Source organism: Pseudomonas sp. TE3728, from assembly GCF_056279145.1.
In genome coordinates this window covers 525506-536394 of the sequence record NZ_JBWBQT010000001.1, presented here as the reverse complement: position 1 = coordinate 536394, position 10889 = coordinate 525506, and the positions used below count along the sequence as shown (strand labels likewise).

1 protein-coding gene (cut by a window edge) is annotated in these 10889 nt (G+C 62.7%); it reads right to left on the bottom strand.

Annotated features, from left to right (window positions below; all coding sequences use genetic code 11):
* Nucleotides 1-338: 338 nt before the first annotated feature.
* A protein-coding gene (locus ACZ89R_RS02105; protein WP_429546877.1) for an amino acid adenylation domain-containing protein crosses the window boundary here: on the bottom strand, nucleotides 339-10889 show its 3' portion. The gene runs 5748 nt beyond the window's last position; the window shows 10551 of its 16299 coding nt (coding positions 5749-16299); its start codon lies off the right edge, out of view — the gene reads right to left on this strand; its stop codon occupies nucleotides 339-341.

The following is a 10889-nucleotide window of genomic DNA, read 5'->3' as shown; positions in this document are numbered from 1 at the left end:
CGAAGAACCTGCTTTTTTAAATTCGGAGTGGTTGACGATAAAAAATGTGGTTTTCGGATACGGCATGGCGCCTGAACGCGGGAATCGGCAGCGCTTGGAGGGCCGATGGCGGCGTATGGGTCAGGGGCGGTGGATGAATTATCGTGTTCAAGAGCAATAGCTGATCGGAGGATGGCCGCCTGCAGCCATGCCCCCTTTCAGGTCGAAAAAATTAGAACATTCGGTGGGCGATGTCTGTCATGGGAAGCAGGGACAAACCCTGAGTCGGTCAGTCAGGATTCGCAGGGCGGGATCAATCCGATGGGGATTGCCCCCATCGGACTGACGCTGAATGTGGCTCAGATACGGCGTTTGCGCGTGAGCGCGGGGATCTTCGTCCTGGGCACTTCGATACGCTGCACATGCCCCACTGCCGCCGCCACCAGGGCCAGTGTTGCCTGGCCGAACAGCACACGTACATCGGCCTCCATGCCATCCTTGCGCATGCGTTCGATCAGCGTCACCGCCAGCAATGAATGCCCGCCCAGTTCAAAGAAATGATCGTGGCGGCCGACACGTTCGACCTTCAGCAACTCTGCCCACAGCGACGCAAGCCTGATCTCCATTTCCCCCACGGGGGCTTCATAGAGACCTGTGACAAACGCGCCGCTGTCCGGCACCGGCAGAGCCTTGCGGTCGAGTTTGCCATTGGGGGTCAGCGGCAACGCGTCGAGTCGCACGTAGGCCGCCGGCACCATGAACTCCGGCAGTTGCGCTTGCAAATGCGCACGCAGGCCGCCAGTGTCCGGCGAGGTATCCGGCGTGTGCGTTGTGTAGTACGCCACCAGACGCTTCTCGCCCGGGATGTCTTCGCGAGCCAGGACCACGGCTTCCCTCACCGCCTCGTGTTGCGCGAGTTTGGCTTCGATCTCGCCCAGTTCGATGCGGAAACCACGGATCTTCACCTGATCGTCGTTGCGCCCCAGGTATTCGATATTGCCGTCCGGCCGGTAACGACCGAGGTCGCCTGTTTTGTACATCCGGGCGTTCTGTTCGGTGCTGAACGGGTCGCGGAGGAAGCGTTCGGCGGTCAGATCGTCGCGATTGAGGTAACCCCGCGCCACCCCGGCACCACCGATGTAGATTTCCCCCGGCACGCCCAGCGGCACCGGTTGCCCGTGTTCGTCCAGCAAATAGAACTGGGTGTTGGCCACCGGTTTGCCGATGTGCGCGGCGAAGCCGTCTTCGCGGGCCATCGATACCCAGCTTGAATAAGTCGTGGTTTCCGAGGGGCCGTAGAGGTTGCACAGGCGCTTGACCCGGGTCTGTGCGAACAGGCTGTCCACCAGGCTGCGCTTGAGCGCTTCGCCGGCGACGTTGACCGTGTCGACGCCATCGCTCAGCCCGCCGGATTCCAGCAGCGCCTTGAGCGCCGAGGGCACCGTGTTGATCAGGCTGATGTCGTGGGTGCCTTGTTGCAGTTCCAGCACATTGGTGACCACCTCGATGCGGCCACCGCAGGTCAGCGGCGCGAAGCATTCGTACACCGCCAGGTCGAAGTTCAGCGAAGTGGAGAACAGGGTTTTTGCCAGGGTTGCTGCATCGAACGAACGGTGCGCCCAGGTGAGGAAGTTCACCGTGTTGCGGTGCTCGATCATCACGCCCTTGGGCAAACCGGTGGAGCCGGAGGTGTAGATCAGGTAGGCCAGGTGCGATGAGGTCAGCCCCTCGATCTCCAGATTCAAGACGGATTCGTCCTGCCAGACATCGCTGTCGAGGTCGATTACCGGCACCGATGTCTCGGCCAGCAAGCCGCGCGTGGCCGTTTGCGCCAACACCGCCGCCGGGACGCTGTCCGCCAGCATGTAGGCAATCCGGTCGGCCGGATAAGCCGGATCCAGCGGCACATAACCGCCACCGGCCTTGAGAATCGCCAACAGCCCCACGACCATGTCGAGGCCGCGTTCGACGCAGATCACCACCCGCGCATCCGGCTGTACGCCCTGCTTGCGCAGGTAATGCGCCAACCGGTTGGCGCGCTCATTCAGCTCGCGATAGCTCAGGCACTGTTTGCCATGCAGCACCGCCGCAGCGTCCGGCGTGCGCCGCACCTGGGCCTCGAACAGCCCGTGGATGGTCTGTTCCAGCGGATAATCCGCTTCGGTGGCGTTGAACCCGTGCAGTCGTTGGTGCTCGGCATCCCCCAGCAAGGCAATCTCGCTCACGACCATACGCGCATCCGCGACCATCGCCCGCAGCATCCGCTCCAAGTAACCGAGGTAGCGTTCCATCGTCGTCTTGTCGAACAATGCCGTGGCATATTCCAGCGAACCCTGAATACAACCATCAACTTCTCCCAGATCGAGCGACACATCGAACTTCGCCGTCCACCCCGCAGATCCCAGCCCTTCGATTGTCAGGTCGCCCAATGTGAGTTCGACGCCTTCCGTGTTCTGCCACGAGAGCATGGCCTGGAACACCGCACTGTGAGACAGGCTGCGCACCGGCTTGACCAGTTCCACGACTTGCTCGAACGGCAGATCCTGATGGGCCTGCGCACTCAGCGTCTGTGCCTTGACCCGTTGCAGCAGCGTTTCGACGCTCGGCTGGCCCGACACATCAATCGGCAGGGCCAGGGTGTTGACGAAGAAACCGATCAACCCCTCGACTTCAACGCGCGTGCGGTTGGCCACCGGCGAGCCGATGATGACTGTCTCCTGCCCCGAGAGGCGGCCGAGCACCGCGGCCCAGCCGGCCAGCACTGTCATATACAAGGTGGTGCCATGACGCTGACTCAACGCTTTGAGGTTCGCCGTGAGGGCTTCATCGAAGGCCACCGGGATGGCGGCGCCGGCATAGTTCTGTTGCGCCGGCCGTGGTCGGTCGACGGGGAGCATCAGCACCGCTGGCGCATCTGCCAGCGCCACTTTCCAATAGGCACTTTGGGTCTTCAGCACCTCACCGCTCAGCCAGCGACGTTGCCACACGGCATAGTCCGCATACTGCACCGGCAGTACCGGTAACGGGTCGTCTTGCCCACTTCGGTACGCCTCGTAAAGAGCCACCAGTTCCCGTGTCAGAACGCCCATCGACCAGCCGTCCGACACAATGTGATGCATCGTCACCAACAACACGTGCTCGCGCTCGCCCAAACGGATCAGCCGGCCGCGAATCAACGGGCCGCATTCGACGTCGAAGGCCTCGGTGGCTTCTTGTGCGACCAGTGTGTTCAGCGCGTCTTGCGCCTCGGCATGAGCGGACAGATCGATGATCTGCAGGGCAAAACCGCTGTCTTCGGTGCCGATACGTTGCAGGGCCGGCTGCTCCGGGACCTGCACGAAGGTGGTGCGCAATGCCTCGTGGCGGGCCACGATCCGGTCCAGTGCATGCTGCAATGCGTTCCGATCCAGATCACCCGTGAGGCGCAGACCGGCCGGTAGATGGTAGGCCGCACTGGCGCCTTCGATCCGCGTCAGAAACAGCAAGCGTTGTTGCGCGAAGGACAGCGGCAACGGCTCATCGCGCGTCACCGCGACGATCTCCGGCAAGCTGCTGCGCACCGAACGCGATACCGCCTGCGCCAATGTACTCAATTGCGAATGGGTAAACAGTTCACTCAACGCCAGCTCCACGCCCAGACGCAGACGCACCTGGGAGATCAGCCGCATCGCCAGCAACGAATGGCCGCCCAACTCAAAGAAGCGGTCATGCCGACCGACCCGGTCCAGGCCCAGCAGCGCTTGCCAGATCTGCGCCAGCACCGATTCGACATCCCCCTGCGGTGCTTCATAGCCGTAAACGTTCATCGAACCCGACTCCGGTGCAGGCAGAGCCTTGCGGTCCAGCTTGCCATTGGGCGTCTGCGGCATCGTTTCCAGCCGCACATACGCCACGGGCACCATGTACTCGGGCAACTGCGCGAGCATAAACCCGCGCAACGCTTCGATCGATGGTTCGTCTTGCTCAGCCTGCACTCTGTAATACGCCACCAGGCGCTTCTCACAAGGGGAGTCTTCACGCACGACCACTACCGCCTCACTCACCCCCTGACAGGCGCCAAGGACGACTTCTATTTCACCCAGCTCAATGCGCAAACCGCGAATCTTGACCTGACCATCGTTGCGGCTCAGGTAGTCGATCCTGCCGTCGGGCCAGTAGCGGGCAATGTCGCCCGTGCGATACATCCGCGCATCGGTTTGCGCGCTGAAAGGGTCCTTCAGGAAACGTTCGGCCGTCAGGTCGTCGCGGTTCATGTAGCCCCGGGCCACGCCGGCACCGCCGATGTAAATCTCACCCGCGACACCGATGGGCACGGGCTTGCCGTGCGGGTCGAGCAAGTAGAACCGGGTATTGGCGATGGGGCGGCCGATACTGATCTGACTGCCGTCTGCCGCTTGGTCCACTACCGGGGTGGCCGAGGACCAAATCGTGGTTTCGGTCGGACCGTAGACGTTAAACAATGTCTTGACCTGTCCCGCTACGCGCAGGGCAAGGTCAGCGGGCAACGCTTCACCACCGCACAGCGCGGTCAATGCCGGAGCGCCCTGCCAACCCGATTCGAGCAACATACGCCAGCTCGCCGGGGTGGCCTGCGCCAAGGTGGCGCCGCTGCTGGCAATCACTTCGGCCAGCAACTGGCCGTCGCGCCCCTGGTCTCGGGACACCAACACAACACGGGCGCCGCAAATCAGCGGCAGGTACAGCTCCAGGCCGGCAATATCAAAACCCAGGGTCGTCAGCGCCAGCATGCGATCGGCCGGCTCCACGCCCACCGTGTCGCGCATGGCGCACAACAGGTTGACCACATTGCGGTGCTCGACCATCACGCCCTTCGGCTTGCCGGTCGACCCGGAGGTGTAAATCACATAGGCCAGGTGCGACGATGTCAAACCCGACACTGATGGATTGGCAATGGACTGGTCCTGCCAGGTGTCATTGTCGAGGTTGATGACCGGCATCGTCGTATCGCCCAGCAGATCGCGTGTGCCGGTATGCACCAGCAATGCCACCGGCGCGCTGTCTTCCAACATATAGGCCAGGCGATCGTTCGGGTAAGCCGGGTCCAGCGGAACATAAGCGGCGCCCGCTTTCAAAATACCCAGCAATCCCACCAGCATGGCGAGGCCACGCTCCACGCAGATGGCCACGCGATCATCCGGGTCGATGCCAAGCGCCAGCAGGTGATGCGCGACCTGATTGGCCTGCCCGTTCAGTTCGGCGTAGCTCAACTGTTGATCACCGAACATCACCGCGACGGCGTCGGGAGAGGTCTCGACCCGGTCCTGGAACAACTGCTGGATCGTCTGTTCTTGCGGGTAGGCGACCTGCGTGGCATTCCAGGTGTCGAGCAGTTGCCGGCGTTCGGCGCTCGGTACACTGTCGAGTTCGTACAGTGGCGTGTGTGGTGCGCATTCCAGCGCGGCGACCAGAGTTTCGAGGGCGGCCTGCATGTACTCGCCGATGCGCTGTGCATCGATCCCGCTAACCGCCTGTACCGCCAGGCTGAAACCTTCGCCTTCATCATCCACGGCCAGCGACAGTGGGTAGTTGGTCCGCTCTTCGCCGCCCAACCCCTCAATCCCTTGCCAGCCCGCCAGCATTTGCGGAGTGGCCTCGCTGGCGCTATGCCGATAGTTGAGCAAGGCGCTGAACAGCGGCGTCGGCGCGGCCACCCCGCTGCAGCGCTGCGCCAGTGCCAGCGAGGCATGCTCATGGCCCAGCAACGCGGTCAACCTCCCATGAGTGGCCTGCACCGCCGCACACGCACTTTGTTCACCCAGGCTCACACGCAACGGCAAGGTATTGATAAACATACCCAGAGCGCGGTCTGCCCCCTCGCCTCCCTGCATCCGGCCCAGCAGCACCGTGCCAAAGACCACATCGTCGCGAGCGGAAACACAACCCAACACCTGCGCCCACGCCAGATGCACCACGCTCGCCGGGCTCACGCCAAGCGTACGCGCCTGCACCCGCAGTCGTCGGCTCAGCCCGGCCTCCACCGCCAGCGTCACCTCCTCGATGTTGTTGCCGTCACCCTGCACATCCTGTCGGCCAAACGGCAGCGTCGGCTCGTCGATATCGCCCAGCATCTCGCGGAAAAACGCTTCATGTTCCTGCTCGCTGACGCCCAACCGTGCCTGGGCCACATAGTTGCGGTAAGGCACCGCTTCACCCAACCGGTGCGCCTGCCCGAGCAGGTGCGCCTGCATCTCGTGCTGTACCACTTCCATCGCCGTGTGGTCCAGGGCCATATGGTGGAACAGCAGCATCGCCACCCAACGCTGATTGGCCACATCCTCGGCGAATGCCAGACGCAGCATCGGTGCCTGACGCACATCAAGCCGGTAATGCCTGGCATCGAAATGCTCATGCAACTGAGCCGCGATATCTCCGGCGCCAGGGCCCGGTTCGAACGCTTCGCAAACCAGCCGTGCCTTGCGCCATACGATCTGCAACGGCTCATCGAGGCCTTCCCATGCCAGCGATGTTCTCAGGATGTCGTGGCGGTCGATCACATGGTGCAGCGCCCGGGTGAAGTCTTCCAGGCGCTCGCGGCTATCAAAGGCAAACTGCGTCTGCAGCACATAAGGATCGCCTTTTTCAGCCATGAGATGGTGATACAGAATGCCTGCCTGCAACGGTGCCAGCGGATAGATGTCTTGCACATTGCCCGCGCCGCCCGGCACGTTCGCCACGACCCTATCGATGGTTTGCTGACTCAATACCGCCAGTGGCAGCATCGCGGGGGTGATTCGATCGCAGCCTTCGACGATAGCGTTGGCCGGCACCACTACGTCCCGGTGTCCGCCCACGGCGGCGGCCAGTGCCAGCAGCGTCGGCTGGCTGAACAGGACCCGCACATCCACCGACAGACCGACCTGACGCATCCGTTCGATCAGCCTCATCGCCAACAACGAATGACCACCCAGTTCAAAGAAATGATCGTGACGGCCGACCTGCTCCACCTTCAACAAGTCGGCCCACAAACGCGCCAGCGTCTGCTCGATCTCACCTTGCGGTGCCTCATACGCCTCACTCGCGTAGGCCTGCGCTTGCGGTGCGGGCAATGCCTTGCGGTCCACCTTGCCATTGAGCGTCAGGGCAAAGGCCGGCAGCATCACGAATGCGGTCGGCACCATGTACTCGGCCAGGGTGGCGGACAACTGCTCTCGCAGCCAGGCAACCGACAGCGTGGCATCCTGCCGGGCGACGACGTAGGCCACTAGACGCTTTTCACCCGGCTCGTCGGTCCTTACCAGCACTACCGCGTCCTTCACACCCGCGCAGGCGACGAGTTTTGCCTCGATCTCGCCCGGTTCGATGCGAAAGCCTCGAATCTTCACCTGGTCGTCATTGCGGCCCAGGCACTCCAGATCGCCCTCTGGCAACCAGCGACCCAAGTCACCCGTGCGGTACAGCAATGCAGCGGATTCGGGGCTGAACGGGTCGGCGATAAACTTTTCCGCTGTCAGCTCTGGCCGGTTCAGGTAACCCTTGGCTACCCCGCTGCCTCCGATATAAATCTCGCCGACTACGCCCAATGGCAGGAGTTGTTGTCGTGCATCGAGCACATAGACTCGGGTGTTGGAAATCGGCCCGCCGATGGGCACGCTTTCGGCGTCTGGCGCCACGGCCTTCACCTCATGAGTCGTGGCGTAGGTGGTGGTCTCGGTCGGACCATAGCAGTGCACCAACCGCAAGCCTGGTGCCAGGCTCAGTAAGCGCCGAAATGAAGCCACGTCAGCCCGTTCGCCGCCGCACAGCAGGATGCGCAGGCCGCCAATGGCGTGTGGAATCAGTTGCACATACTGGTTGAAGATCGCCGTCGTCACAAACAGCACCGTCGCCCCCGACTCGCTCAGTACCCGGGCAAAGCGGGAAGGTTCAAGCAGGGTTTCATGGTCAATCACCACCACTTGCCCGCCATTGAGCAAAGCGCCCCACACATCCATGGTGCTGGCGTCGAACGCCGGGTTCGAGGCAAAGGCGATGCGGTCGTGCTCGTTAAAGTCGGCGTAACCGTTGTTGATCACCAGACGGTTGATTGCCCGATGCGGTACCCGTACACCCTTGGGCTGACCGGTGGAACCCGAGGTGTACATGATGTAGGCAATCGTCTCACTGGACTGCGCGAGGGCCGGGTCATGAGTGGCCTCGCTTTCCGTATCCAGTGTGTCCAGGTCAACGCGGCGCACGCCATCGGGCGCAACCTCTGTGCTGAACGTCAGCACGATAGACGCCTGGCAATCCTTGAGCATGAAGCCTTGGCGTTCCAGCGAGGCGTTGCGATCCAGCGGCACATACGTCGCCGCGCATTTAAGGATCGCCAATTGGCTTGTCACCAGGTCAATCGAGCGTGGCAGCAGGATCGCGACGAAATCGTCTGGCTGCACACCAAGGCCGATCAAATGATGTGCCAGACGGTTCGCCCGCCGATTCAACGCCCCATAGGTGATTTGCTGATGCTCATGCACCACCGCGACCGCTTGCGGCGTACGTGCCACCTGCGCTTCGAACAGCGCGAGGACTGTTTCGTCCTGCAGGCAATCGGTATTGGTGGCATTGAATTCGACCAGCAATTGTTGTTGCTCCGCCGCCGGCAGGATTTGCAGGCGGTACAACGGCGCTGCGGGGCTACATTCCAGTGCCTCGGCGAGGCTTTCCAGCGCAGCGTTCATATATCCGCAGACACGTTGCGCACCGACGCCCGCCAGGACCAGCACGGTCAGGGCGAAGTCTTCGCCGAGGTCGTCCACCGACAGCGCCAGCGGATAGTTGGTGCGTTCTTCGCCCCCCAGCACCTCGATGCCCTGCCAGGCTGAATGCGGATCTGCTGCGTCGGGTTGTGCGCCGGAGTGACGGTAGTTGAGCAAGGCGCTGAACAGCGGCGTCGGCGCGATCACCCCGCTGCAACGCTGGGCCAATGCCAGCGATGCATGCTCATGCCCCAACAGTGCCGTCAGTCGCGCATGGATCGCTTGCAGACCTTCCTTGACCCCCTGATCGCCGACGCTCACGCGCAGCGGCAAGGTATTGATGAACATGCCCAGCGCACGATCTGCCCCCGCGCCGCCCTGCATCCGGCCCATCAGCACCGTGCCGAACACCACCTCGTCGTGGCCCGATACCCGACTGAGCACTTGAGCCCAGGCCAGATGGTGCAGACTGGCCGCGCTCACGCCCGACTGGCGCGCCAGTCGGCGCAAACGCCGACTCAGGCCACGGTCGAGCAGCAACCTGGCTTCCTCGATGTCGCTGCCGTCGGCTTGCACGTCTTGCAGGCCGAACGGCAGCGTCGATTCGCCGATGTCACCGAGCATCTCGCGGAAGAACGTTTCATGCTGCTCGCGACTGACACCCAGCCGCGCCTGGGCCACGTAGTTGCGATAGGGCACCGCGTCGCCGAGCAGGTCTGCCTGCCCCAGCAGATGCGCCTGCATTTCGCGCTGCACCACGTCCAGCGCCGTATGATCGAGCGCCATGTGGTGAAACAGCAGCATGGCCACCCAACGCTGGTTGGGCGCGTCATGGGCAAATGCGATGCGCATCAACGGCGCCTGAGTGACGTCCAGGCGATAGTGCCGGGCATCGAAACGGCTGTGCAATTGCGTGGCGATATCCCCGGCTTGCGGGTCCAGCACCAGTTCTTCCAGGCCCAGCCGTGCTTCACGCCAGACCACTTGCAGCGGTTCGTCGAAACCTTCCCACAGGACGGCGGTGCGCAGGATGTCGTGGCGGTCGATGACACTCTGCAACGCTTGGGCAAAACCCTCCAGCCGCCCGCGACTGTCGAAGCCGAACTGCGCTTGCAGCACATAGGGATCACCCGTTTGCGCAGCCATGTGGTGGTAGAGAATGCCTTCCTGCAACGGCGCCAGCGGGTAAATGTCCTGCACGTTGCGCGCGCCATCCGGCACCGTCGCGACAATGCGCTCGATGGCTGCCTGGTCCAGATTGACCAGGGGCAACATAGTTGGAGTGATGTGTTCGCAGTCCGAAGGAATCAGGTTCACCGGAACGCTTATTTCCTTGCCGCTGCCGACGGCTGCCGCCAGCGCGGCCAGGGTCGGCTGGCTGAACAGGACGCGCACGTCGGCACTCAGTCCCGCCTGGCGCATCCGCTCGATCAGGCTGACCGCCAGCAACGAATGCCCGCCCAGCTCGAAGAAGTGATCGTGACGACCGACGCGCTCGACCTTGAGCAGGTCTTGCCAGATCTGCGCCAGGGTGATTTCGACTTCACCGATGGGGGCTTCATAGCCACGGGTGATCAGTGCATTGAGGTCCGGTGCCGGCAGTGCCTTGCGGTCAAGTTTGCCGTTGGGAGTCAGCGGCAGTGCGTCCAGACGCACGTAAGCCGCCGGCACCATGTAGTCGGGCAACTGCGTTTGCAGGTGTGCGCGCAGGGCGTCGATATCTGGGGTTTCGTCCGCCGAATGCTGGGTGAAGTAAGCAACCAGACGCTTCTCGCCCGGGATGTCTTCGCGGGCCAGGACCACGGTTTCCTTCACCGCCTCGTGTTGCGCAAGTTTGGCTTCGATCTCGCCCAGTTCGATGCGGAAACCACGGATCTTCACCTGATCGTCGTTGCGCCCCAGGTATTCGATATTGCCGTCCGGCCGGTAACGGCCGAGGTCGCCTGTTTTGTACATCCGGGCGTTCTGTTCGGTACTGAACGGATCGCGGAGGAAACGCTCAGCGGTCAGATCGTCGCGATTGAGGTAACCCCGCGCCACCCCGGCACCGCCGATGTAGATTTCCCCCGGCACGCCCAGCGGCACCGGTTGCCCGTGCTCATCCAGCAAATAGAACTGGGTGTTGGCCACCGGTTTGCCGATGTGTGCGGCGAAGCCGTCTTCGCGGGCCATCGATACCCAGCTCGAATAGGTCGTGGTTTCCGAGGGGCCATA